At 53.2% G+C, this 24,836-nt stretch carries 24 protein-coding genes and 1 riboswitch; of the genes, 16 read left to right on the top strand and 8 right to left on the bottom strand.

The genetic code is table 11. The features are described 5' to 3' along the window. The first annotated feature begins 139 nt into the window (after positions 1-139). A riboswitch (SAM riboswitch) is annotated at positions 140-294 on the top strand. A gap of 105 nt (positions 295-399) precedes the next feature. The 7 genes from mtnK to ACTL32_RS04035 all read left to right on the top strand — a co-directional run bounded on the left by mtnK (position 400) and on the right by ACTL32_RS04035 (position 8,245). After that, positions 400-1,587: an S-methyl-5-thioribose kinase gene (gene mtnK, locus ACTL32_RS04005; RefSeq protein ID WP_441340244.1), complete on the top strand. Its 1,188-nt coding sequence runs from the start codon at positions 400-402 to the stop codon at positions 1,585-1,587. Next, complete coding sequence (gene mtnA / locus ACTL32_RS04010; protein ID WP_441340245.1) at positions 1,584-2,645, top strand: S-methyl-5-thioribose-1-phosphate isomerase; 1,062 nt, start codon at positions 1,584-1,586, stop codon at positions 2,643-2,645. The genes mtnK and mtnA overlap by 4 nt, the downstream gene beginning before the upstream one ends. Beyond that, complete coding sequence (locus ACTL32_RS04015) at positions 2,642-3,724, top strand: sugar ABC transporter substrate-binding protein (RefSeq protein ID WP_441340246.1); 1,083 nt, start codon at positions 2,642-2,644, stop codon at positions 3,722-3,724. The genes mtnA and ACTL32_RS04015 overlap by 4 nt, the downstream gene beginning before the upstream one ends. Positions 3,725-3,786: 62 nt before the next feature. Continuing rightward, positions 3,787-5,343 carry a sugar ABC transporter ATP-binding protein gene (locus ACTL32_RS04020; protein WP_441340247.1) on the top strand — a complete coding sequence of 519 codons (1,557 nt, stop codon included), beginning with the start codon at positions 3,787-3,789 and terminating at the stop codon, positions 5,341-5,343. Continuing rightward, on the top strand, positions 5,267-6,304 hold the full coding sequence (locus ACTL32_RS04025; RefSeq protein WP_441340248.1) for an ABC transporter permease: 1,038 nt from the start codon (positions 5,267-5,269) through the stop codon (positions 6,302-6,304). The genes ACTL32_RS04020 and ACTL32_RS04025 overlap by 77 nt, the downstream gene beginning before the upstream one ends. Positions 6,305-6,472: 168 nt before the next feature. Further along, the gene (locus ACTL32_RS04030; protein WP_441340249.1) at positions 6,473-7,480 is read left to right on the top strand and encodes an EAL domain-containing protein; all 1,008 of its coding nucleotides are present in this window, start codon (positions 6,473-6,475) and stop codon (positions 7,478-7,480) included. 171 nt (positions 7,481-7,651) lie between these two features. Then, positions 7,652-8,245 (top strand): flavin reductase family protein, encoded by a 594-nt coding sequence (locus ACTL32_RS04035; RefSeq protein WP_441340250.1) that lies wholly within the window; start codon positions 7,652-7,654, stop codon positions 8,243-8,245. Between the two features lie 46 nt (positions 8,246-8,291). On the opposite strand, the gene ACTL32_RS04040 is transcribed toward ACTL32_RS04035, so the two are convergent. From ACTL32_RS04040 to ACTL32_RS04055, 4 genes are all read right to left on the bottom strand, one after another. After that, on the bottom strand, positions 8,292-9,299 hold the full coding sequence (locus ACTL32_RS04040; RefSeq protein WP_441340251.1) for a FecCD family ABC transporter permease: 1,008 nt from the start codon (positions 9,297-9,299) through the stop codon (positions 8,292-8,294). Further along, positions 9,296-10,294, bottom strand: coding sequence for a FecCD family ABC transporter permease (locus ACTL32_RS04045; protein WP_441340252.1), 999 nt, complete (start codon positions 10,292-10,294; stop codon positions 9,296-9,298). The genes ACTL32_RS04040 and ACTL32_RS04045 overlap by 4 nt, the downstream gene beginning before the upstream one ends. A 498-nt stretch (positions 10,295-10,792) precedes the next feature. Further along, the gene (locus tag ACTL32_RS04050) at positions 10,793-11,713 is read right to left on the bottom strand and encodes an iron-hydroxamate ABC transporter substrate-binding protein (protein WP_204891681.1); all 921 of its coding nucleotides are present in this window, start codon (positions 11,711-11,713) and stop codon (positions 10,793-10,795) included. Positions 11,714-11,715: 2 nt separating this feature from the next. Further along, positions 11,716-12,507 carry an ABC transporter ATP-binding protein gene (locus ACTL32_RS04055; RefSeq protein WP_204891680.1) on the bottom strand — a complete coding sequence of 264 codons (792 nt, stop codon included), beginning with the start codon at positions 12,505-12,507 and terminating at the stop codon, positions 11,716-11,718. Positions 12,508-13,044: 537 nt separating this feature from the next. Between ACTL32_RS04055 and ACTL32_RS04060 the strand changes: the two genes are divergently transcribed. Both ACTL32_RS04060 and ACTL32_RS04065 read left to right on the top strand, forming a co-directional pair. Further along, positions 13,045-14,094 carry an NAD(P)/FAD-dependent oxidoreductase gene (locus ACTL32_RS04060; RefSeq protein ID WP_441340253.1) on the top strand — a complete coding sequence of 350 codons (1,050 nt, stop codon included), beginning with the start codon at positions 13,045-13,047 and terminating at the stop codon, positions 14,092-14,094. Positions 14,095-14,172: 78 nt separating this feature from the next. Then, complete coding sequence (locus ACTL32_RS04065) at positions 14,173-14,589, top strand: cupin domain-containing protein (RefSeq protein ID WP_204891678.1); 417 nt, start codon at positions 14,173-14,175, stop codon at positions 14,587-14,589. A gap of 226 nt (positions 14,590-14,815) precedes the next feature. On the opposite strand, the gene ACTL32_RS04070 is transcribed toward ACTL32_RS04065, so the two are convergent. Continuing rightward, on the bottom strand, positions 14,816-15,271 hold the full coding sequence (locus tag ACTL32_RS04070) for a GNAT family N-acetyltransferase (protein WP_441340254.1): 456 nt from the start codon (positions 15,269-15,271) through the stop codon (positions 14,816-14,818). A 203-nt stretch (positions 15,272-15,474) separates the two neighbouring features. Then, positions 15,475-16,671, bottom strand: a complete 1,197-nt coding sequence (locus tag ACTL32_RS04075; RefSeq protein WP_441340255.1) for an MFS transporter — start codon at positions 16,669-16,671, stop codon at positions 15,475-15,477. A 400-nt stretch (positions 16,672-17,071) separates the two neighbouring features. Here ACTL32_RS04075 and ACTL32_RS04080 point away from each other — a divergent pair, with 400 nt between their 5' ends. From ACTL32_RS04080 to ACTL32_RS04090, 3 genes are read left to right on the top strand one after another with little or no spacing between them, the layout of a single operon-like run. After that, positions 17,072-17,875, top strand: a complete 804-nt coding sequence (locus ACTL32_RS04080; protein ID WP_441340256.1) for a protein phosphatase 2C domain-containing protein — start codon at positions 17,072-17,074, stop codon at positions 17,873-17,875. Between the two features lie 14 nt (positions 17,876-17,889). Next, positions 17,890-18,462 (top strand): GNAT family N-acetyltransferase, encoded by a 573-nt coding sequence (locus tag ACTL32_RS04085; RefSeq protein ID WP_441340257.1) that lies wholly within the window; start codon positions 17,890-17,892, stop codon positions 18,460-18,462. 58 nt (positions 18,463-18,520) lie between these two features. After that, on the top strand, positions 18,521-19,237 hold the full coding sequence (locus tag ACTL32_RS04090; protein WP_441340258.1) for a sulfite exporter TauE/SafE family protein: 717 nt from the start codon (positions 18,521-18,523) through the stop codon (positions 19,235-19,237). A 230-nt stretch (positions 19,238-19,467) separates the two neighbouring features. On the opposite strand, the gene ACTL32_RS04095 is transcribed toward ACTL32_RS04090, so the two are convergent. Then, positions 19,468-20,307 (bottom strand): aldo/keto reductase, encoded by an 840-nt coding sequence (locus ACTL32_RS04095; protein WP_441340259.1) that lies wholly within the window; start codon positions 20,305-20,307, stop codon positions 19,468-19,470. A 165-nt stretch (positions 20,308-20,472) separates the two neighbouring features. On the opposite strand from ACTL32_RS04095, the gene ACTL32_RS04100 reads away from it, so the two are divergent. The 3 genes from ACTL32_RS04100 (at position 20,473) to ACTL32_RS04110 (ending at position 22,895) form a co-directional block, all read left to right on the top strand. Then, positions 20,473-21,348 carry an effector binding domain-containing protein gene (locus tag ACTL32_RS04100; RefSeq protein WP_441340260.1) on the top strand — a complete coding sequence of 292 codons (876 nt, stop codon included), beginning with the start codon at positions 20,473-20,475 and terminating at the stop codon, positions 21,346-21,348. A gap of 341 nt (positions 21,349-21,689) precedes the next feature. Next, complete coding sequence (locus ACTL32_RS04105) at positions 21,690-22,679, top strand: MFS transporter (RefSeq protein ID WP_441340261.1); 990 nt, start codon at positions 21,690-21,692, stop codon at positions 22,677-22,679. A 21-nt stretch (positions 22,680-22,700) separates the two neighbouring features. Then, entirely contained in the window at positions 22,701-22,895 is a 195-nt protein-coding gene (locus tag ACTL32_RS04110; protein ID WP_441340262.1) for a hypothetical protein, read from the top strand. 41 nt (positions 22,896-22,936) lie between these two features. On the opposite strand, the gene ACTL32_RS04115 is transcribed toward ACTL32_RS04110, so the two are convergent. Continuing rightward, positions 22,937-23,788: a MurR/RpiR family transcriptional regulator gene (locus ACTL32_RS04115; protein ID WP_441340263.1), complete on the bottom strand. Its 852-nt coding sequence runs from the start codon at positions 23,786-23,788 to the stop codon at positions 22,937-22,939. Between the two features lie 128 nt (positions 23,789-23,916). On the opposite strand from ACTL32_RS04115, the gene gnd reads away from it, so the two are divergent. Further along, positions 23,917-24,801 carry a phosphogluconate dehydrogenase (NAD(+)-dependent, decarboxylating) gene (gene gnd, locus ACTL32_RS04120; protein ID WP_441340264.1) on the top strand — a complete coding sequence of 295 codons (885 nt, stop codon included), beginning with the start codon at positions 23,917-23,919 and terminating at the stop codon, positions 24,799-24,801. Positions 24,802-24,836: the final 35 nt, after the last annotated feature.

The following is a 24,836-nucleotide window of genomic DNA, read 5'->3' on the forward strand; positions in this document are numbered from 1 at the left end:
TAATTTTGATTATTCCATGCCGAAAACCATCTGTCAATCGTTACCCGCGAAAATTTTTTTTGCAAAAAAAATTATTGACACTCAATTCTGAACCATGATAGGATTCATTTCAAACAGCATACAGTATTAACAACAAACACTCTTATCAAGAGCAGGCAGAGGGATATTGGCCCTATGACGCCCAGCAACCGACCGTAATTCCTTCGTGAGAAGGGGCGCTTTTGCGCCGGGATGAACATCCCGCAAGGCACGGTGCTAATTCCATCAGAAACCGCGGTTTCTGAAAGATAAGAGGTGCGGAATCTCTTATTCTACGCCTCTTTCTTTGGAAAGGGGCTTTTTTATTGCCCAAAAACAGCTTCTCAAACCCAACCACAACAGCTGAAAGGTAGATGACCTATGACAATAGCAACAAACCAATATGCAGCATTAACCGAAGAAACCGCAATCGCCCTGGCGAAAAGCGTTTATCCGTTCCCGGAAGGGGCAGAACTTTCGTGCCGTGAAATCGGCGACGGCAATTTGAATTACGTTTTCCGGATCACCGATTCGGCCAGCGGCAAAGGCGTCATCATCAAGCAGGCGCTGCCGTATGCGAAAGTCGTCGGCGAAAGCTGGCCGCTGACATTGAAGCGTGCAGAAACCGAAGCCGCAGCGCTCCTGAAGCACGGCGAATTTGCACCGGGCCTTGTGCCGGAAGTGTATGCCACCGATACGGATTTGGCGGTGACGGTCATGGAGGACCTGTCGCATCTGAAGATTGCACGCGAAGGCCTCATTGCAGGGGAAAGCTATCCGAAGCTTTCTTCGGATATCGGAGAATACCTGGCGCGCACGCTATTCCACACATCGGATTTTGCGCTCCATCCGTTTGAGAAAAAGCGGCTTGCCGCAGAATTTTCAAATCCGGAGCTCTGCAAAATCACGGAAGACCTGATTTTCACCGATCCGTTCTTCGACCACGAGACGAACGATTTTGAGCCTCAGCTGCGCCCGGCAGTGGAGGCGATCTGGAACAACGCGCCGCTTCAGCTGGAGGCCGCCAAATTGAAGTACAGCTTTTTGACGGAAGCGGAAGCATTGCTGCATGGCGACCTCCATACCGGCAGCATTTTCGCCAGTGCGAAAGAGACGAAAGTCATTGATCCGGAATTCGCGTTTTACGGGCCGATCGGTTTTGACGTGGGGCTGTTCCTTGCAAATCTGATCGCTCAAGGGATCACGCGAACCGGCGAAGGACGCAAAGTGATCACAGACCATATCGCAAAGACATGGGAAACGTTTGAAGGGACCTTCAGCGCTTTATGGGAAGCAGAAGGCGTGGAGGCGTTCAAAAATACGCCCGGCTACCGCGAAGCGATCCTTGAAAAAGTATTTAGCGATGCGCTCGGCTTTGCCGGCTGCGAATTGATTCGCCGCACCATCGGCTTGGCGCACGTCAAGGACCTCGACGGCATTGAAGAGGAAGCACGGCGCATCGAATTGAAAAAACAGGCGCTGGAGCTCGGTGAAACCTTGATCCTCCACCGGCGCACCATCAAAGACATAGGGACAGTTGTCCGTTTGGCAGAGGGGGAAGCACGATGAGCATCCCGTTGTCGATTTCCTGGTCCGAAGGCCAACTGGTCATACTTGATCAGCAGAAACTGCCACATGAAATTGAATATGTCACACTTGAGACGCTCGAAGATGTCTTTGACGCCATCTTCACATTGAAAGTGCGCGGCGCTCCGGCAATCGGCATCGCCGCTGCCTACGGGCTGGCGCTTTCCGCCGTCCGCCACGAAACGGAAGACTTGGAGACGTTTTTCCGCCTCGTCCAAAAAGATGCCGAATACCTGGGAAGCTCACGCCCGACGGCAGTCAATCTCGTCTGGGCGCTCCAGCGGCTAGCATCGGTGGTCCGGAACGCTGGGTCAGTGGATGCGGCAAAACAATTGCTGGCAGAAGAAGCGGTCCGGATCCACGAGGAAGACGAAGCTTCCTGCCGCCAGATCGGCGCATACGGACTCGCGCTGCTCGAGGGCAAAAAACGCGTCATGACCATCTGCAACGCCGGTTCCATCGCGACGGCCAAATACGGCACGGCGTTGGCGCCGTTCCATCTCGGAGCGGAAATCGGCCGGGAATTTGAAGTCTACGCCTGCGAGACGCGGCCGGTATTCCAAGGATCCCGGCTGACCGTCTGGGAGCTGCAGCAATCAGGCGTCGACGTCACGTTGATCACCGACAGCATGGCAGCCCACACGATCGAGGCGAAAGAGGTCGAGGCGATCATTGTCGGTGCGGACCGCATCGCAGCAAACGGCGACACAGCCAATAAGATCGGCACCCTGAACTTGGCGATCCTTGCCAATGCCTACAACATCCCGTTTTATGTAGCCGCTCCGTCTTCGACATTCGACGTGTCGATCGGTTCCGGTGCAGAAATTCCGATTGAAGAACGGAAACCGGAAGAAATCACCCATTTTGCGGGAGAACCGGTGGCGCCGCTTGGCACAAAAGTGTTCAACCCCGCCTTTGATGTCGCGCCGGCCCGGCTCATCACAGCCATCATCACGGAAAAAGGCATCATCAAACCGGATTACGAGAAAAATATCCCTGCCGCCCTCGGCGCTTACCCAGGAAAAGGAGCCCATTCATGAAAAGACAATCGTTTTTATTGCTAGCATTTCTTTTGATCATCAGCGCGTTTTTGGCGGCCTGCCAGCCAAAAGGCGAAGTCAGCGAAGAAGCAACGACCGACGCGACAAAAGCGGAAGCTTCGGACAACCCGCTTGCCGGAAAGAAAGTCGCGCTCGTTATGCAGCAGAACCTCGGGACGTTTTCGGCCCAATACATTGAAGGTGTCAAAGAGCAGGCCCAAAAATTCGGCGGCAGCGTGACGGTCTTCACGTCTGACGGCGACCTGGCAAAAATGGCATCGAACCTGGATGCTGCGGTCAACCAGGGGTTTGACGGCATCATGATCGACCATGGCACGAAAGAAGCGCTGAACCAAGGCGTCGAAAAAGCGGTGGAAAAAGGCATTCCGGTCGTTGCATTTGACGCCGGCGTGGAGGTGCCAGGTGTGGTGTCGCTTGAACAAGGCGACCAGCAGATGGCTGAAATGACCTTGCAGAAATTGGCGGACGACAACGGCGGGGAAGCGAACATCGTGAAAATCTGGGTAGCTGGCTTTGCGCCGATGGAACGCCGCCAAGTGGCGTTCCAGGAATTCCTCGAAAGCAATCCGGGCATCAAAGAAATCACAGCGTTCGGTGCTGCCACGCAGAACACCGCGCTTGATACCCAGGCGCAGATGGAAGCGGTATTGAAGCAATACCCGAACGAAGGCGAAATCACAGCGGTCTGGGCCGCATGGGATGAATTCGCCAAAGGCGCAGTACGCGCCATCGAACAGGCAGGGCGTACAGACATCAAGGTCTACAGCATCGACATGAGCGATGAAGACCTGCAGATGATCCAGAAAGAAAACAGCCCGTGGGCAGCTTCTGCAGCGGTCGATCCGATGGATATCGGACGCATCCAGGTGCGCTACCTGTACCAATTGATCAACGGCGAAACACCGGAAGAAAAAGTGGTGCTTGAACCGGTCTTTGTGGACGCGGCGAAACTTCCGGAAGAAGCGATCACCACGGCAGAACTCAGCGAATACATCGACGGCTGGGGAGCGAGCGACCAAGGCTATACGGAAGATCTGAAAAAGCTGGAAAACGAATAAATGAAAGAGGAAGAGCTGTCCTGAACGACGGGGCGGCTTTTTTCTCAGAAAGGGGGCGAAGCATGGAACAGCGATTGCTTGACATGGCCGGAATCCATAAAGCGTTCGGAAACGTGGCAGCGCTCCAAGGAGCGGAATTCAGCTTGGCGCGCGGCGAAGTGCATGCGCTGCTTGGCGTCAACGGAGCCGGAAAAAGCACATTGATGAAAATCCTCTCCGGCGTCGATGCGCCGGACAGCGGCAGCATCCGCCTCGAAGGGGAAGAAATCGGTCTCCACTCGCCGAAAGCGGCAAAAGAACACGGCATCTATACGGTTTATCAGGAAGTCGATACCGCAATCGTCCCGGGGCTATCGGTCGCAGAGAACATCCTGCTCGACCAGTTTGCCGGAAGGGGAAGCTTTTTCATTTCCAAAAAGAAGCTTCATGCAAAAGCGCGCATTGCCCTTCAAGAACTTCAGGCAGAAGGCATTGATGTCCGCCGGAAAGCGGCTGGCCTGACGCTTGCAGAAAAGCAGCTGGTGCTGATTGCCCGTGCGCTCGTGCACAAGGCGAAAGCCATCATTTTCGACGAACCGACCGCGCCGCTGTCTCTGCGCGAATCGGACAAGCTGTTCGCTGTCATCCGGGACTTAAAAGCGCAGGGCGTCGGCTGCGTCTTCATCTCGCACCGGCTGCCGGAAGTGTTTGAAATCAGCGACCGTATCACGGTCATGGCCGAAGGGAAATGGGTCGCCACGTTCGATACCGCATCGGCCATTCAGGAGGAAATCGTCGAAGCGATGCTCGGCGCCAAGCTCAGCAGTGAACTGGTCCACCGGGAGCATGCGATCGGCGGCCCGCTGCTGGAGGCGGAAAATGTATCGGACGGCGACAAGCTGAAGGACGTCTCTTTGGCGGTCGCATCCGGTGAGATTGTCGGCGTGGTCGGCCTGGTCGGGGCCGGGAAGACGGAGCTTGCAAAAGCGCTGTTCGGCAGCGCCAAAACCGTTTCCGGAACGGTCCGGCTAGACGGCAAGGAGCTGAACTTGAAGCACCCGGCTGACGCCATCCGCGCAGGAATGGCCTTGGTGCCCGAAGAGCGGCGCAAAGAAGGGCTCTTCGTCCACGAATCGCTCGAAACGAATGCCTCTTTTCCGAATTTGCGGAAATTCTCGCCGCGCGGGTTCATGGACAAAGGAGCGGAAAGCGGATTCGCGAAAGACATTATCGGGCGGCTGGGAATCAAGGCCGGCAGCACGAAGACGCCGCTCGTCCATCTGAGCGGGGGCAACCAGCAGAAAGTGGCAATCGGCAAATGGATGTCGCTCGATTCCCGGCTCTACCTCTTCGATGAACCGACCAAAGGCGTCGACATCGGTGCCAAGGTCGATATTTTCAAATTGATCCGCAGCCTCGCTGCAAGCGGCAAAGGCTGCCTGTATTTCTCCAGCGAAATCCATGAAGCGATCGGCATCTCCGATCGGATCTTGGTCATGTACAACGGTCAGGTCGTGAAGGAATTTTCACGGCAAGAAGCGACCCAGGAAAGGATTTTATTATATGCAAGCGGTGGAAAAGAAGGGCAAAATGAAAACGGAGAGTCCGCTGAAGGAAAACGCCATCCAGTTTCTGTTTAAATACGGGGCAATCGCGCTCCTTGCAATCATCGTGTTTTATTTCAGCACCGTCAGCGACGCGTTCTTCACATACGGCAACTTTACGGATATCTTGCGGTCGATCTCCATTGTGACGCTGCTCGCGCTCGGCGTGACATTCACTTTAGTGGTGGACGGCTTTGATCTGTCGGTCGGCTCGACGATGTCGCTGTCGACAGTGGTGACGGCGTCGCTCATGGTCTGGTACGACATGCCGCTTTGGCTGGTCTTGCTGCTGCCGCTTCTGGTCGGGGTCCTGGTCGGTGTGGTCAACAGCTTCCTGATCGTGGTGGTCGGCATTCCGGACCTGCTCGCGACGCTCAGCATGATGTACATTGTCGCCGGGCTTCACCGGACCTATACGGAAGGCTACTCGATCTACAATAATATGCCGCTGACGTCCGGCGGAACCGCTCCTGGCCAGTTATCGGAAGCGTTCCTATGGATCGGCCAGGGGCAGATGCTCGGCCTGCCGGTGCCGGTCTGGATCATGCTTCTCTTCGTGCTTGCGGCGTATGTCCTGCTTAACCACACGCGCTGGGGCCGGGTCCTGTACATGACCGGCGGCAATGCGGAAGCCGCCACGCTTTCAGGCGTCAATGTGAAAAAAGTGAAGTTCACGGCATATGTCGTGTCCGGTGTGTTTGCGTCGATGGCAGGCATCCTGTTCACGGCGCGCGTCGGCTCCGGCCAGATCGACGCCGGGGCGCCGCTCCTCATGGAAGCGGTGGCTGCAGTATTCGTTGGCTACTCTGTGCTCGGCGCCGGCAAACCGAATGCACTTGGCACGTTCTTCGGGGCAGCCGTCATCGGCATCCTGTTGAACGGCTTGACGATCCTGAATCTCCCGTATTATGCATTCGACATCATCAAAGGCGCTGTGCTTGTGGCCGCGCTAGCGGTGACGTATGTTTACGCGAAGAACAAGTTTGCCAAGACTTGAACCTGAAAGGCTCCCTATACGGGAGTCTTTTTTGTGCGGACAGCGAATGCTGCGAGTTTGGTTTTCAAGAGGGAAAAATATTTCGGGAGGCTAAAATATTGAAAAAAAGGTATAAGAAATTACAGGAATAAAGTACACTATTATTACCAATATCAAGGGGGAAATAATTTGGAATGTAATAATTGTACAGTTGCGAGCTTGAAGTTCGAAATTCGCCTGGAAGGCGAATTGAACAGCTCGGTTTTGGAACAAGTTGCGGAATTTTTGGAAAGACGAAATATAGCAGTGACTCGAAAAGAAAACAAACTGCAGATGGACGAACAGGGGGCCAGGGAATTCCTCGATTTCTGCAATGACTTGCTGGATCCGGCGGAAGCAGTGTTTCGCATCAACCAGGAGGACTGGAAGCCGCTTTCTGAAATGGAGCATGTCTTCAATATGGAATGGATCGATGACGTCATCCGATACGAGCGGTTGAGCTGCCATTACCAGCCGATCATCGATGCCGACGGAAAAGTGTTCGCCTATGAAATGCTGGCGCGCTTCCGGAACGAAGACGGCACCGTGATCTATCCAGGGGAAATCTTTCCGGCTGCCAAAAGCCGGGGGCGCTTGTATGCTCTTGACCGGGTATGCCGCATGACAGCCGTCAAGCACGCAGCTGTACTGAAAGGCGAGAAGGCGTTCATCAATTTCATTCCGACATCGATCTACTCGCCGGAATTCTGCCTGCGTTCGACGACAGAACTTGCCAATAAACTTGGGGTTGACCCGCAGCAGCTGGTCTTTGAAGTCGTCGAAACCGAGCAAGTGAACGATCTCGATCATTTGAAGAAAATTCTCGCCTATTACAAAGAAAAAGGATTTGAATATGCGCTGGATGATGTCGGCGAAGGCTACAGCACGATTGAAATGCTGGCTGACCTGAAACCGAACTATATGAAACTGGACATGCAATATGTGCAAGGGGCCGCAAATGACCCTGCTAAACAGGAAGTGGCGCTTCAATTTCTCAAAAAAGCGCTCGAAATCGGATCGGTGCCCCTTGCAGAAGGAATTGAAGAGCGAGCCGACTTTGATTGGCTCAAGGAGCAGGGCTACCAGCTTTTCCAGGGGTATTATTTCGGAAAGCCGTCTCCGGCTCCAATGAAAGTCGAAGGGGCGCTCACACTCTAGATGTATTGCCAACAAGAAAAGGGAAGCGCCGGTCCAAAAGGTGCTTCCCTTTTTTGCTTGCCTGGAAAAGCACATTTCACCTCAAACCATTTATAATGGAGAGAGTAAGATGCCAGTTCATCCTGCTCCTTCATTTCTGAAAAAATACATTAAAAACCAGGAGGAATCGCCATGCTTTCGATCGACCCGAACGAACAGACAGAACGTGAAAATTACAAATTGCTGGTCGGCAGCGTCATTCCGCGCCCGATTGCCTTTGTTACCAGCATGTCGGCTGACGGAATCGTGAATGCCGCGCCGTTCAGCTACTTCAATATTGTGGCATCCGATCCGCCGCTCCTGTCGGTTTCAGTCCAGAGCAGAGCGGGCGCGCTGAAGGACACTGCACGGAACGCCATCGAAACCGGAGAGTTCGTCATCCATGTCGTGGATGAATCGAATGTCGAGGAAGTCAATAAAACCGCGGCCTCCTTGCCGCCGGGAGAAAGCGAAATCGATTTGACATCCTTGACGCTCATCGACTCCGAAGCTGTAAAAGTGCCATCGGTCAAAGAAGCGAAAGTCCGGTTTGAATGCCGGTTGGAGCAGGCAGTGGAACTTGGCGGCACCCGTCTCTTGATCGGCCGGGCCGTCCGTTTCGTGATTGACGAATCGATCTTCGATAACGGCCGCATCAATCCGGAAGCTTTAAAGCCGGTTAGCCGCCTAGCTGGCATCAACTACGCCAAGCTCGGCGACATCTTCCCGCTGAAGCGCCCGGAATAACGAAAACCCCTGTTGAGAAGGGTTCTTCTCTTCAGGGGTTTATTTTTTATTTTTTCAGCAGCAAAAAGATGAAATAAGGTGCGCCGATGAGCGCTGCCATGATGCCGGCCGGGATGCCCGCCGGCTCAAGCAAGTTGCGTCCGAACGTGTCGGCAATCAGCAGCAGCCAGCCGCCGATCAGAATGGCAAGCGGCAGGAACATCTGGTGCCTTGGCCCGACAAGCGATTTTGCAATATGCGGCGCCATGAGTCCGATAAAGGCGATGCCGCCTGTGACGGAGACAGCCGCCGCCGCAAGGGCGACAGCAGTCATCAATAGGACCAGGCGTTCCCGTTCGATTGAGACGCCAAGGCCGACCGCCACGGGTTCACTCAGGTTCAGCATGTTCAAGCGGTTCGCTTTATACAGCGTGAACGGGATGAGCACAAGCAGCCAAGGCAGGATGGCCAGGATGAACGGCCAATCCGTTCCCCAGATATTGCCGGCAAGCCAATTGGCGATAAAGTCCACTTTCTCCCGTTCGGCGGAAGAAATCAGCACGATCATGATGCCGGACAACGCCATCGAGAACCCGATGCCGATCAGGACGAGCCGCACCGGCTGCAGGCCAGTCCGTTTATTATAGGAAAATGCATAGATCAAGAGCGCGGTCACCATGGCCCCTGCGAACGCGACAGCAGGGAGCACATAGACGAATGAGCCCGCATCGACCGGAAAGTACAGGAAGAACACGGCAATTGCGACGCCGGCGCCCGAATTGATGCCGATGATGCCCGGGTCCGCCAAGTCGTTGCGCGTGATGCTCTGCAGGATGGCGCCGGCGAGTGCAAGCGCCATTCCCGCAAGCAGCGTGATCAAGATGCGCGGCAAGCGGATGGAATAGAGGACAAATTCCTCCTTGAACGTGCCTTGTCCGGCAAATGCCGCAAACAGGCGGTCATAGGAAAGGGACGAGTACCCTGTTCCCAAACTGATGGTGATGGTGGCCAGGATCAGCCCGAGGAGCGAATAAAAGAAAATGCGCTGTTTTTTCAGCAATGCGGTTTGAATCATGTGAATGCGCCTCCTCCTTTACGGACGATGAGCAGGAAGAACGGCAAGCCGAGCATCGCGACGATCGCTGCGACAGGCGTCTCGAACGGCGCATTGAGCGTGCGGCCGAGAAGATCGGCAAACAGCATGAAAATCGCTCCGACCACTGCAGACATCGGAATCACGTGGCGGTAATCGATGCCGACAATCATGCGGACGATATGCGGCACCAGGAGCCCGACAAACGCCATGTTTCCTGCGAGAGCCACGGCAGCACCGGCAAGCAAGGTGACGACGAGGAACAGCAACGCTTTCGTCTGTCCGGTCTTCTGTCCAAGGCCGATCGCAGCTTCTTCGCTCAAGCTGAGAATCGACAATTGGCGGGACAGCAGCAGCGCGATAATCAGCGACACCAGGATGAACGGGAAGATGACCTGCAGCTGGCCCCAGGTCGTGCCGATCAAGCCGCCGGCAGTCCACATGGAGACGTCTTTCGAAATTTTGAAATACAAAGCGATCCCTTCAGCGAGCGCCGTCAGGAACGCCGAAATGGCTGCGCCGGCCAGCACGATGCGGAACGGGGAAAAGCCGCCTTTTTTGGAAGCCCCGATGCCGAACACCAATGCCGCGCCTGCAGCGGCTCCGATAAAGCAGGCAATCATGATATTGAAGTAATTGGCTCCAGGAATGAACGCAAGCGTAATGGCCAGCGCCGCGTTCGCACCGGCAGTGAGTCCGAGCAAGCCCGGATCCGCAAGCGGATTGCGCGTCATGCCCTGCATGATGGCGCCGGACACCGCCAAAGCGGCGCCGACCAATACTGCAGCGAGCTCGCGCGGCAGGCGGATTTCCCGGATGATGGAAATGGCATCATTCGAAGCGGACGAAAACAGCGCAAGCCACGTATCCGTCACACTGATGTCGGCAGCTCCGAAGGCGATGGAGATGACGAACATCGCGAGAAACGCGGCGAGCCCAGCGATGAACTTAAGGAAGAATGAAGTTTTGATTGGCATAAGGCATCATCTTTTCTCTATGGATTAAGGCTTTTAGGTCGTTACATCTTTCTAAATTAAAGATATTATTCTATACCGCTTCGGCCGCTTTGGGCTGGGCTTCCGCCATGAGCCGAGAAAAACACTCGTCTCATAGCTCCGCCTAGCCCTGAACGCGCCGGCGCTAGTTTAGCACATTGGGAAGGGGTAACTCTATCTTTTTTGCTGTGTTATCTGAGGTATGTAGCAAAACAGCGCAGAAAACCGTACTACTCCTGCAGCACTACGCGCTTCGTCGCAAAGTATCGGCCAAATGCTGTTTGGCCGATACTTGCCTGCGGGAAAGCGAGACAGCCGAGACCCCGCAAGGCGCGTAAGCGCCTGAGGAGGCTTGGCGCTCGCCCGCGGCAAGCGTAGCTGTTTTGCGGAATATCGGCAAGCAGGAAAAGTGTATACCTACTATAACAATACATAACATACTAAAGAGGAATCCCTGTATCCAGGAATTCCTCTTCTTTTTTATTTCAAGAAATGTTCTTTGAAAAACTCAAGCTGGTAGTCCAATGAAATTGGATCGTTAAAGTAAAATTCTTTGGCGTTGGCTTCAAAGACCTGGCCGTTTTTGACAGCCGGTGTGTTCTTGTAGACATCGGTTTCCTGGAACGAGTTGTCCTGTTCGCTGTCTTTGCTGAAGATCACGTAATCGCCCATGAATTCAGGCAGCACTTCCTGCGACAAAGCATAGAAGCCGTCTTTCAATGCCATTTCTTCCACTTTCGCCGGCATCTTCAGTTTCATTTCCTGGTAAAGGATTTCTGTTCCGCGTCCCCAGTTGTCGCCGAAGACATACAATTGCTTGTCAAAGTTCTCGATGACAGAAACCGTTGCATCTTCGCCGATTTCAGCGCGGATCTCTTCGCCGGCTTCACCAGCACGGGTTTTGAAATCGTCGATCCATGTCTGTGCTTCTTCTTCTTTGTTCAACAGCTTTCCGATTTCGAGGTGCTGCGTCAAGTAATCGACTTTTCCGTAAGTGTACGTAACGGTCGGTGCGATTTCATTCAACTTGTCGATATTTTTAATCGTCGACAAGCCGATGATCAAGTCCGGATCTAGTTCGATGATCTTTTCCAGGTTGTCTTCCGTCACTTCTTCCACGCCTTCCAATTGTTCCTGGAAGCGAGGGTTCGATTTCGACCATGAGTCGACGCCGACTAGCGGCACGTCAAGCGCCATAACATTTCCTGCATAAGTGGAGAGGACAAGTACGCGCTGCGGATCAGCCGGCACTTCGACCGGGCCATTTTCGGATTCGTATGTGATGGTTTCAGGCGAATCAGCTGCGCCGCCTTCTTCTTTGCTCGGGGATGCGGAATCGCTGCCGCATGCAGCAAGCAGCATGGCTGCCAATAATATAAGGATGAATGATAATTTTTTCATGGTTAAGCTCCTTTGATTAAATTGTAGGTGATGCAGATGGGTTTTTGCGTCCGGGGGTCGATGCCGATGTCCGCGTCGATGCGGAACACGGTTTTTAAGACTTCCGGTGTAATCACTTCGTGGCTTGTGCCGGATTTGATGATTTCGCCGCTTTTCATGGCGATCAGGTGATCGGCGAAGCGGGAAGCCTGATTGAGGTCATGGAGCACCATGACAATCGTGCGCTCCTGTTCTTCATTCAGCTTCTGCAGCAGCTCGAGGATCTCGAGCTGATGGGCCATGTCCAGGTAGGTCGTCGGCTCATCGAGGAAAATCATTTCGGTTTCCTGGGCCAGCGCCATCGCAATCCAGACGCGCTGGCGCTGCCCGCCGGACAAGGCGTCGACGGGATGGTACTTGAAAAACTGGGTTCCCGTGACATCCATCGCCCAATTGATGATTTCATAATCGCGGGCGGACAGGCGGCCGAACCCTTTCTGATAAGGGAAGCGACCATAGGAAACCAGCTCGCCGACCGTCAATCCGGGCGAGCTTTCAGGCGTCTGCGGCAGGATGGCCATCTTGCGCGCGAGCAGCTTGGTGTTTTCCTTGGCGATTTCGCCGCCGTCGAGGATGATCGAACCGGCCTGATGCGGAATGACGCGGGTCAAAGCCTTCAGCAAGGTCGACTTGCCGCAGCCGTTGGAGCCGATGATCGTGGTGATTTTTTTATCGGGGATTTCGAGTGACAGGTTTTTGACGATTTTCCGTTCCCCGTAGCTGATGTCGAGATTTTCGGCGGACAGTCGAACCATGGATGAGCCTCCTTTGCTGAAAATAAATATGTATGTAGAAGTTGATAATGATTCTCAATTCCGTTACAATGACTACTATAAAGCGAATGAGAATCCTTGTCAATAAGAAAAGCGGAAGCGGCCGTTTAGGTTCGACCGGCATAAGACGGCCTGGCGAAGCGGTGTGTTTTCAACCGCATAGCCAGGCTGGCTTATGACCCGAGAACCTGGCCGCTGGAGTCTGGACAAAGAAAAGCGGAAGCGGCCGTTCAGTCCCGACAAGCGCTGGAGGACTTGGCGTGAATGGCGTCCTTTGCCATTCGGGACAAGACCGAAGCGACTCGAGGGGCTGGCCGCTGGAGTCTGGACAAAGAAAAGCGGAAGCGGCCGTTCAGCCCCGACAAGCGCTGGAGGACTTGGCGTGAATGGCGTCCTTTGCCATTCGGGACAAGACCGAAGCGACTCGAGGGGCTGGCCGCTGGAGTCTGGACACGAAACAAAGAGTCTAAAAGTTATACTTTCTTATACTTTTAAAAATAGAAGCAGGAGTGGAGCAAAATGGCGAACTCGGAAATATTCGACGTGACAATTATCGGCGGCGGTCCGGCAGGCCTTTATTCGGCCTTTTACAGCGGCCTCCGGGAAATGAAGACGAAACTGATCGAATTTCAGCCGCAGCTTGGCGGCAAGCTGCATGTCTATCCGGAGAAGATGATTTGGGATGTCGGAGGGCAGCCGCCGATCCAGGGAGCCAAACTGATCGAGCAGCTGGTCACGCAAGGCCTGACGTTCAATCCGGAAGTCGTGCTCAATGAGAAAGTGGAATCGATTGACCGCAACAGCGCCGGCATTTTCGAATTGATGGGTTCGTCGGGTGAAGTCCATTTGTCCAAGACCATCATCGTCGCAGTCGGCGGAGGCATCCTGAATCCGCAGAAGCTTGCGATCGAAGGGGCCGAACGGTTCGAATTGTCGAACTTGAACTACACCGTCAAATCGCTTGGGCGCTTTAAAGGAAAGAACGTCCTGATTTCCGGTGGCGGAAATTCCGCGATCGACTGGGCGAACGAACTTGAGCCGATTGCCGCGAAAGTCTCGGTCACGTACCGCAAAGGCGAACTGGCCGGGCATGAAGCGCAGGTTTCCCAGCTGATGAACAGCTCGGTCCAATGCTTCCTGAACACCACCATCACCAAATTGATCGCATCGGACGAGCGGGATGCCATCGAATACGTCGAGTTAACCCACCAGGAGACTGGAGGCACGTTCTTCGAAGCGGTCGACGAAGTCATCATCAACCACGGCTACGAACAGGATGCCACCTTGCTCCAACAAAGCGGCCTCGATATCGAGATGGTGGACGGCTTCTATATTTCCGGCAGCTCCGCCAGTGAATCATCCGTACCGGGCCTTTTTGCAGCAGGCGATATCCTGAAGCATCCAGGCAAGCTGAACTTGATTGCCGGAACGTTCCATGACGCGGCGAACGCCGTCAACAAAGCCAAACAATTCATCCAGCCAAGCGCCAACGAAATTGCCATGGTCTCCTCCCATAACGAAGTTTTCAAGAAGCGCAACAAGGAACTGGTCAAGCAATTGGTCAATTGAGCTCGGAATCCCTTGTTTGAATTAGGGCATTCAAAGGTATAGAAGGAATGTCTAGTTAATTCAAAGGAGGAATTCTGAATGGATTTCAAAGATCATGGAAAAGAACCTTATGTGGTGAATATCGAAGAAGCGACAGTGAAAAACGAAAATTTCCGTACGACGATCTGGACCGGCGAAAACTTGCAGGTGACAGTCATGAGCGTCGAGCCGGGCGATGACATCGGACTCGAAAAGCATGAAGGCGACCAGTTCCTGCGCATCGAAGGCGGCAGCGGATTTGTCCAGATGGGCGACAGCGAAGACAATTTGACGTTCGAACAGAATGCCAAAGATGACGACGCCATCATGATTCCGGCCGGCAAATACCATAACGTAACCAATAAAGGCGATGAGCCATTGAAAGTCTACTCCATCTACGCACCGCCGGAGCACGAACCGGGCACTGTCCACAAGACAAAAGCCGAAGCGGATGCTGCGGAAGCGGAAGAAGAATAAAAGGTATTGTGAAAAGCGTATTCTCTGGGTAAAGGATGCCTTTAAGTCAATAAGAAACGCAAGAGAGGCAGAATGGAGGGGGGAACCCTTCTCATTCTGCCTCTTTTTTATGCTCTCTATCTCTTCAAAAGGCTAAGAGCAGGAGGGTTTAATAGACCTTGCAAAAAGAAGTCCATTAGAAACGATTAATCGAACTGCATGCCCTTCTCCTTTTAAAACCGCAATGTTAAATCTTTTTTTCCATTTTAATATTTGTTTCTGCATATCCGAGGTTTTTGTATAAACCTCGTGCGACTTGATTGTGTGCAAATACGTGCAGACCTATACTTTTCAAATTTAAATTTCTTGCTACTTTTTCTATTTCTTTCATGGCCTGTTTGCCGTAGCCGCGACCGCGGCTGTCTTTCTGAATTTCGAGGTCGTAAATAAACCCTTTATCGTTTGGGCCTTGTGCCAGCCATATGATTCCTACTTCTTCGTCTCCATCCCGAATAATGAATAGCTCATTATCAGCAGTTTTTTCTCCTTCTGGCAATAGCTCTTCGTATGCTTTAATCGACTTGCTTATGGCCTCCTGTTCATTCCAATTTCCTGCTTTAACGTGTTCACCAGCGTAATTTTTAATTGCGTATCTTAGATACTCTTCAAATTCATTGGAATTCATTTTGTCCAATCTGACCATGATAATTCGCCCTCCTATGAGTTAGCTGATTTTTTGAGTAAAGTTGCTATTCATTTAACCATGTCTTTGAATCCATATTATCATAGTATTCCGCAAGGATTTATTTCCTTGCAAGTAGTATTAAATCGGACTGCGTCAAAAATCTATCTATTATTTCATCGAAAAAGGGCATCCTCCATGTGAGGATGCCCTTTTTTAGTTGGCTAAGCCGAAGCCAGCCGGTTGTCCCGGCGTTCTTTCCGGCCGTGCAGGAAATAGTACAGGATGGAAGCGGCAGCCACGACGCCTCCGAGAATGGCATACAGCATGCTGTAGCCGGTAAACGAAATGATAAAGCCGAGAAGGTAAGGCCCGAAGCCGAGTCCGGCATCCATAAAGATGAAGAACGTCGACGTTGCCAGGCCCATCCGGTGCGGCGGCGTCATTTTGATGGCCACCGCCTGCGTTGTGGACTGCATATTTCCGAAGCCAAGGCCGATCAGGAATCCGGCCAGCAGAAACATGGTTGTGCTTTCCGCGGTGCTCAGCAGCAAGAGGCCGGCAGCGAAAATGAAGAACGCGGGATACATGACGTAATTCGCGCCTTTGACATCCATGAGGCGTCCCGTGAACGGCCTGGAGATAAGGATCGCGATCGAATAAACGATGAAGAAGAAACTCGCGGCCTGCACCAAGTCGCGTTCGACGGCATAGAAGCTGATGAACGACAGCACACTTGCATAGCAGAACGCCGCAATAAAGATCACCAACGTGATCGGCACCGCTTTCGGTTCCACATACTGCGCGAGTTTGAAGCCTTTCATTTCGTCTCCGGCAGGCGGCGCTTCGATGGTCGGCACGGTGACGAACAAGGAAATGGACAAGCTTGCCACTCCGCAGGCCAGGCACAATGCAAAGATCATTTCATAGCTCGAGTTCTGGTTCATGTACAGGCCAATGAACGGGCCGATAGCGGTCGCCAAGGTGTTGCTGAGGCTGTAGTAGCCGATCCCTTCGCCTTTTCGCGACATCGGGATGATTTGCGCGACGATTGTGCCGGCTGCGGTTGCCGCAAACCCGAGCATCATGCCGTGCAGAAAGCGGTTGAACATCAGGAACGTCAGCCCGAAATCCAAAAAGTAAAAGAACGTTGTCAGCGTAAACAAGATGAGGCCGACCACCATCGTCCGCTTGCGCCCGATGCGGTCAAGAAAGCGTCCGATGAGGAGGCGGCCGGCCAATACGCCGATGATGAAAATTCCGGTCACCAGGCCGGCCTCGCTCGTCGAGGCATCGTAAGCGTCGACGGCATAGACAGCAATGGTCACCATCAATAGGTAAAAAATCAGAACCAGAAAGAAGTTGACGGAAGAGGTAAGGATGAAGTCTTTGGTCCACAATGGGGGTTTGGTTTTATTCAAATTGGCTGCTCCTTGGGTTTTTATTTCGTTAATCTAATGAATGCTCAATAATATGGTAAACGAAATGGAGGCAGCCGTCCATTTATCGGGTGTTTGCTGGAGGCGCGGGATGGAGGCGAAACGTCGATAGGAAAAGCAGAAACATCGATAGAAAAGGCAGAAACGTGGATAGGGAGCTTAGAAACACGGGTTAAAGGGGAGGGGAACGCCGATAGCGGAGAGTGTCGATTAAAACTTGAGAAGTGTTGAATAAAATCTAATTAGTGTCGATTAATTCTCAGAAAGTGTCGATTAAATTCTAGGTTGCTGTTGTTGTGGGAAGAATTTAAGGAAAAATGTACCATTTAAAGACCGCATAGCTTATAATTTTAAGAATCTAAAAAAAAGGAGGTGGCCAGTTATGCAGAAAACGGATATGGACTTCCGATGGGCAGGAAGCAAGGAGCATTTCGTCGATCAGCCCTTCGTCACGAAGATAGGGGAAATCGAAATCGGCCGCTTCGGCGGCAATTCCTCCGCCGGCCAGTCCAAAAATGAAGACGCCTGCCTGGTGTGGAGCAGCGAAACGGCGGACTGGGAATTCGCTATGCTGCTGGACGCCCATCAAACGACGGAAAGCGCGGAAGCCGTGCTGGAGCAGGTGAATGCGCATAAGGAAAAAATTAAAGCGCTGCTAAGCCAGCCGCTGCAAAAGGAGTTTTTCCGGAACCTTGAAGGTGCGGTACTGAACATATTCCAGGAAGAATCTTTCCTCGCCCGCTGCCGGAATCTGCAAGGGGAAACTGCTTGCCTCCTCGCAGTACGGAAAGGGAAATACATCTGGTGGTTCTCGGTCGGCGACTGCCTCTTGTACTTATTTCATCCGGAGCTGGCAGCGCTCGGTCAGCATCAGCTGAACCAGCGCCAGTTCTATGAATGGATCGGCCAGGTGAACACGTTTGAAGGAGCCGTCCCTTGCTACTCTGCCGGTACGAGAGAGTTGCGCCAAGGCCTTAACCGCCTCTTCCTGGCCACGGACGGACTGGTGGAATGCCCGGGTAATCCTTACATCGACCCGCTGAGCATTTCCCGATCTATGGAAGGGGAAGGCGGCATCGGAGAAATGCTGCAAACCATCCAGCAATGCGGAGTCCGCGACAGCACGACGGTTATTTCCTGGGAAATAACGGTCCGGGAACCGGCAGTGATGCCGAGCGACCAATAAAGGAGAGAAATATAATGGAAAGAGAAGAAATTTACAGGAACGTGCCGGCACTCGAAACGGAGCGGCTGCTTCTGCGGAAACTGGTGATGGAAGATGCGGAAGACTTGTTCAGGTATGCGTCCGAACCGTCCGTCTCCCGCTTCATGCCTTGGGATGTACATAAAACGATTGAAGAGACGAAAGGGTTTCTGGCGTTCATACTCGACTCATACGACCAGTATCAAAAACTGACATGGGCGATTGAACTGAAACAAACCGGGAAGATGATCGGAACTATTGACTATGTGAGTTGGCAGCCCAAGCGGTCCAAAGCGGAAATAGCCTATACGCTTTCGCATGAATACTGGGGACAGGGATTGATGAAGGAAGCTGCCGACGGACTGCTGGCATTTGGCTTCAAAGAGATGGAGCTGAACAAAATAGAAGCTCCGATCATGCTGGAAAATGCCCAATCCCGCCGGCTTGCCGAGAAGCTCGGCATGAAACTCGAGGGCGTGGCGCGCGACCATATGGTCATCAAGGGCGAGTTTGTCGACCTGGCGATGTATTCCATATTGAAAAGGGAGTTTTCAGCGAAGCGCCATTAAAAGGGTTGCCGCACTGTGCTAGAATCGGGGATAGGTCTTTATGTAAGCGGGTGTTTAAATGGAAGTATTTTTGTTCATTGTCATCATTCTGATAGCTTCAGTTCTGCAGACCAGCACCGGTTTCGGCTTTTCGATACTGGCGACGCCGTTCCTGCTGCTGCTCTTCAGTGTCGGGGACGCCATCCAGATCAATCTGATCCTATCGCTTGTCATTTCAGGAGCGCTGATATTAAAAATCCGTTCCGACATCGACAGAGCGGTCCTGAAAAGGCTGATTGCCGGAAGCATCGCCGGCATGCCGGCCGGGATTGCGGTTTTTCTGTGGGCGAACTTGGAAGGGCTGAAACTGGCGGTCAGCATCGTCATTCTACTGCTTACTGCATTGCTGATTTTATCTTTCCGCATCCGTCAGACAGACCGGCGGGATTTCGTGTTTGGCGGCCTGTCCGGAAGTTTAACCACCAGCATCGGTATGCCGGGGCCGCCGCTATTGCTGTATTTTTCAGGGACGGATACCAGGAAGGAAAAGCTGCGCGGCACGACACTCGCTTTTTACTTGGTCATCTACTCGGTTAGCTTGGCCCTGCAGATCTTCTTTGCCGGCACCAATAAAACCGTATGGATTTCCAGCGGCTTGGCGCTTCCGCTCGTATTGGCGGGACTGTATGTGGGCCAGCGCTTGTTCACAAAGATCGACCAACGGACATTCCGCTTTGTTACGTATGCGATTTTGCTGTTTACCGGATTCTATTTGCTTATCGAACAAATAAAATAGAAGGGGCTGTCCAAAAAGCCCAAAACGAAAAGTCAGAGGAGAAAAAGTAATGCTTTCCTCCTCTGACTTTTTCTTAATCCTATAATGGCTGCTGGGAATGGAGGCGGCGACTCCAGCGGGACAGCGAAGTGCCGAAATCCACTCGGACGCGAGTCCGAGTTAGTTCGGCGCAAGCCCGCGGAAAGCGTCCGCCGCAATGGACAGCAGCCCTTTTTAGACAGTCCCTTTTGTCAGAAATCGAAATTATCCGGATCGGGCCCGACGCGGCGGTTTTCATTCAATGCGGATATGCGCTCCATGTCATCTTCGGTAAGCTCGAAATCGAAGATTTGGGAATTCTGGATGATGCGGAATTCCTTGGTCGATTTCGGGATGGTCACGACGCCGTTTTGCAAATCCCAGCGAAGGATGACTTGCGCCACGGTCTTTTCAAGTTTGGAGGCAATCTCCACAAGCAGCGGCTCCTCGAGCAGTTCGCCTTGCATGAGCGGCGACCAGGCTTCAAGTTGGATGCCTTGGGATTTACAGAATTCATGGAGGTCTTTTTGCGTCAGGAACGGGTGGTATTCGACCTGGTCGACCATCGGCTTGATCTCTGCGTCTTTCAGCAGTTCCTCCAAATGATGGATGTGGAAATTGCTGACGCCGATCGCTTTGACACGGCCTTCCTTGTACAAGGTTTCCAGCGCGCGCCAGGCATCTTTGAATTTGCCTTCGACCGGCCAGTGGATCAAGTACAGGTCGAGATAATCGAGGCCAAGTTTCTTGAGGCTCTTTTCAAAAGCAGCCAGCGCGGATTCATAGCCGAGGTCGGAATTCCAAACCTTCGAGGTGATGAACAGGTCTTCACGCGCCAGGCCGGTTTCGTTGAGCCCTTCACGGACCCCTTGGCCGACACCGGTTTCATTGCCGTAAAGCGAGGCCGTATCGAAACTCCGATAGCCATGGACAATCGCGTTTTTTACCGCATTTGCCGCTTCGGGACCGTCTTCTGCCCCGGACAGCCCGAGACCGAACCACGGCATTTTGACGCCATTGTGCAAAGTGATTGTATCCTGTAGATGTTCCATAAAAAGCGGCCCCCAATTCAAATAGTATTTTGAACAATCTAACATTATGATAAAAGTATGGATGAGGCTGAAGAAATCTGCAAATAATACGCTGTCCAAAGAGAGCATTTGCGGACAGGAACGCAAGCCTTCATGGGAATAAAATAAAGTCAGGGAGTGAGCGGTATGGGATGGGTGGAATCATTGCAGCGGGCGATCGACTACATGGAAGAGCATCTGGAGGAACCGATCGGGCTCGATCAGATTGCGGCGAAAGCCAATTCGTCGGTGTTCCACTTCCAGCGGACGTTCGCCATTTTGACGGATATGTCGGTTGGCGAATATCTTCGGGGCCGGCGTTTGACGCTTGCCGCCCATGAATTGGTCAGCACCGACATGAAAATCATCGACATCGCCCTGAAGTACGGCTATGACACTCCGGAGGCTTTCGCCAAAGCTTTCCGCCGCCAACACGGCATGGCGCCGACCGACGCGCGGAAGCATTTGGGCAGCCTGAAATCTTACAACCGCCTGGTGATCCAGGTGAGTCTGAAAGGGGCAGAACCGATGAAGTACAAAATTGTGGAACGGGCCGGCTTTAAAGTGGCAGGGGTAAAGCGGGAATTTTCGACCCAGGACGATGGCAATTTGAAAGGGATTCCGGCCATGTGGCAAAAAGCGCTCGCAGACGGGACGGATGAACGGCTGTTCCGTCTGAATGACGGACAAATCGAAGGCGTTCTCGGCGTCTGCATCGGCAAGGAAGGCGGCTTAATGGATTACTGGATTGCGGCAGAAACCGGCCAGGAAGCGCCGGAAGGCTTTGAGGCGATGGAAATCCCCGCTTCGAAATGGGGCGTATTTGAAGTGCACGGGCCGATGCCCGATGCGATGCAGGACGCCTGGAAGAAAATCTTCTCGGAATGGTTCCCGTCAAACCCGTATGAATATGCCGGGACGCCGGAGCTTGAAGTGTATCCGCAGGAAGACGCCTACCAGCCGGATTCCTATTCGGAAATCTGGATTCCGCTGAAAGCGAAGCAAAAAAGCCATTTACAATAAATCCCTGAAGTGCTATTGTAAATAAAATCAAATGCGATGACGAGAAGAGTAGATGGCCGCGTTTCTCCAAGAAAGCCCCGAAGGATGGGAAGGGGCAGGTACGCCCCATTGAACCAAGCCTCCGAGCAGTGCGCCGGAATCCGAACCGAAGATGGCGCAACAGGCGCTCCTGTTACAGAGCAAAAGTATAAGCGGTTCAGGCCGCCGTACTTGATGAGGCTTCCATGGCGACATGGCCGCACAACTGGAGTGGCACCGCGATTTCACATCCCGCCTCCAAGACAATTGTCTTGGGGGTGGGATTTTTTGTGTTCAAAAACCGAAAACGGGGAGGGCTGGAAATGGAGAAATGGAAGGACCCGGCCATTTTGCTTTTGGCCATAGGCATTTCGAACGCCGGCGCATGGATTTACCTGATTGCGCTGAACCTTACCGTGCTGGAGCTCGCAGGCGGATCGCCTCTTGCAGTGGCTGTATTGTATATGATCGGCCCCGCGGCTGTCTTGGCGACCGGTTTCTGGTCCGGCAGTTTGATCGACCGCAGGAACAAACGGAGGCTGCTCGTTGTTTTGGATGTGCTCCGGGCGGCAATCGTCGTGCTGCTGCCTTTTGCCGATTCGCTGCTGGTGATCTACTTGGCCGTTTTCATCCTTGGCATTGCTGGAGCCGTTTTCGAGCCGGCTGCGATGGCGTATGTCACGATGCTGCTGGCGCCGGAACAGCGGAAGCGGTTCAATGCGCTCCGCAGCCTGGCTACGTCCGGTGCTTTTTTGGTGGGGCCAGCCGCTGCCGGTCTGCTGCTGGCCATCGGACCGCCGGAATTTGCCATCTGGATCAATGCAGCAGCACTTGCGTTTGCCGGGATTTTGGCAATATGCCTTCCGGACCTTGAAAAGGACGAGGCAAGCGGCGGCAGCGAAAAAATGTCGCTTGAGACAATCAAAAGAGATTGGCAGACAGTTCAGCGCTGCAGCCGAAGCAACAGCTACGTAACGGGAGTGTATGTGGTTTTCATCGCATTCATGGTGATGGCCACTGCTTTGGACTCGCTTGAAGTGTCGTTTGCCACCCTTGTATTGGGGCTGTCAGACAGCCAGTACGGCGTCCTGGTCAGTACAGCGGGAGCCGGTATCCTCACTGGTGCGCTGCTGAATGCGGCAGTCGCCGACCGGCTTGCCGTCCCGTTCCTGCTGGGTGCCGGAACTTTCGGCACGGCGCTCGGCTATCTTCTTTATGCATTTTCTGGCACATTTGCCGCAGCCGCTTCCGGATTTTTCATCCTGGCATTTGCCTTGGGATTCGCCAACACCGGATTCCAGACATTTTGCTAGGAAGAAATCCCGGCTGCCATCATGGGAAGGTTCGTCAGCCTCTTCGCCCTCGTTGAGGCTATCGGCATCCTGGCGGCGATAGCAACGCTCGCCGCCGCTGCACATTTTTTCACGGTTCAGGCAATTGTTATCGCCGTCTCGTTGGGCATGCTCGGCATCGCTGCTGCAATGGGCATGCTCAGCTCGGTTCAAAAAGACCGAGCGATTGAAAATTAGAAAACCGGCATAGGAGATTCTCCTGTGCCGGTTTTTCTGCATCAAAGCCGCTTGTGCGACATCGCTTCGCGCATGTCCTGCAGCGCCTTTTTGCCTTCGTCGCCGCGGGCGATCATCAAATTGGTGTACAGCGCATCGATCAGGCTGAGCTGGGCGATGCGGGAAGAAAGGGCCTCCGAACGGAAATCGGTTTCTTCCGAAACGGTATAAAGGGCAATGTCGGCGTCCTTGGACAGCGGCGATTTTGCGAAATTCGTGACGCAGATGATGGTGACGCCTTTGTCTTTCAGGATGCGAAGGACATCCAGAACATCGGTCGTGGAGCCGGAATGGGAAATGACGATGGCGACGTCTTCGGCCTGCAGCTGGGAAGCCGCCATGAGCTGCATATGGGAATCGAGGTTCATCGATACGGACAGCCCGAGGCGGATGAATTTATGATAGCCGTCCATGGCGATCATCGCCGAGCCGCCGTTGCCGAAAAACTCGGTTTTCCGCGCTTTCAGGACAGCCTGGGTTGCCCCCTCCATCGCTTCGGCGTCCGCAATCTGCAGCGTGTCTTCAAGCGTCTTGAGGTTCGAGCGGAACACTTTTTCAGTGACGCTCCTTACACTGTCACCTTCTTCAATCTGTTCATGGATATCCTTCAGCGGCGTGACGACTTCCGCCGCGAGCGAAATTTTAAACGCCTGGAACCCCTTGAAGCCGATCCGCTGGCAGAAGCGGAAAATCGTCGACTCCGCCAATCCGAGCTCGTCGGCAATCTGGCTGATGGTCAGGTGGATGATATTTTTCGGGTCATTCAGAACGAAATCTGCAATCTTTTTCTCTTTATCGCTGAAAATGCGGTAGCTGCCGCGCACCGCTGCCAGCGCAAATTGCTGCTCTTTCATAGGGGTCTGCCTCATTTCTGTATCGGTTATTTCACTTTCCTTAGAATAACATGTTGCGTAAGAAAAAATATTCGATATAATAAAACCAATACGGAAAAATATTCTTTTATTCCACAGGAGGTTTTATTATGCAAATCGGAGTGATCGGTTTAGGAAAGATGGGTTTGAACCTGGCACTGAACTTGAACGACCACGGCCATGAAGTGTTCGGCTATGACAGCCATGCGGCTGTTGAAGAAAGCGGTTTCACCAAAGCTTCTTCTATAGAAGAGCTGATCAGCAAACTTTTGGCTCCGCGCACGGTCTGGCTGATGGTGCCTGCCGGCGAAGTGACAGAGACGGTGATGGCCCAAGTGGCCGGGCTTCTCGAAGCGGGCGACGCCATCATCGACGGCGGCAATTCGAATTTCAAGGACAGCATCCGCCGTGCGGCAGAGCTGAAGGAGCAGGGCATCTACCTGTTTGACTGCGGGACAAGCGGCGGAACTGAAGGCGCGCGCCACGGCATCTGCTCGATGATCGGCGGAGACGCAGAGAAATTCAAGGACATCGAACCGCTGTTCAAGGACATCTCGGTGGAAAACGGCTATTTGTTCACCGGTGAAGCCGGAAGCGGGCATTTCCTGAAGATGGTCCACAACGGCATCGAGTACGGCATGATGCAATCCATCGCAGAAGGATTTGAAATCCTCAACAAAAGCAATTTCGATTTTGATTATGAAAAAGTGGCAGGGGTCTGGAACAACGGCAGCATCATCCGCTCGTACTTGATGGGGCTGACGCAAAATGCCTTTTCAAAAGACGAGAAGCTCGACGGCATCCGCGGCGTCATGCATTCGTCCGGCGAAGGGAAATGGACGGTCGAAACGGCACTGGATTTGAACGTGCCGGCACCGGTCATCACGCTTTCGCTGATGATGCGCTACCGCTCACTCGAAGACGATACGTTCACAGGGAAAGTCGTCGCTGCGCTGCGCAATGAGTTCGGCGGGCACGCAGTCGAAAAGAAATAACAGGCACACAATGGGGTTGCACAAAGAGGAGGAGA

This window comes from Planococcus sp. FY231025, assembly GCF_052078085.1.
In the GTDB taxonomy this organism is placed as follows: domain Bacteria; phylum Bacillota; class Bacilli; order Bacillales_A; family Planococcaceae; genus Planococcus.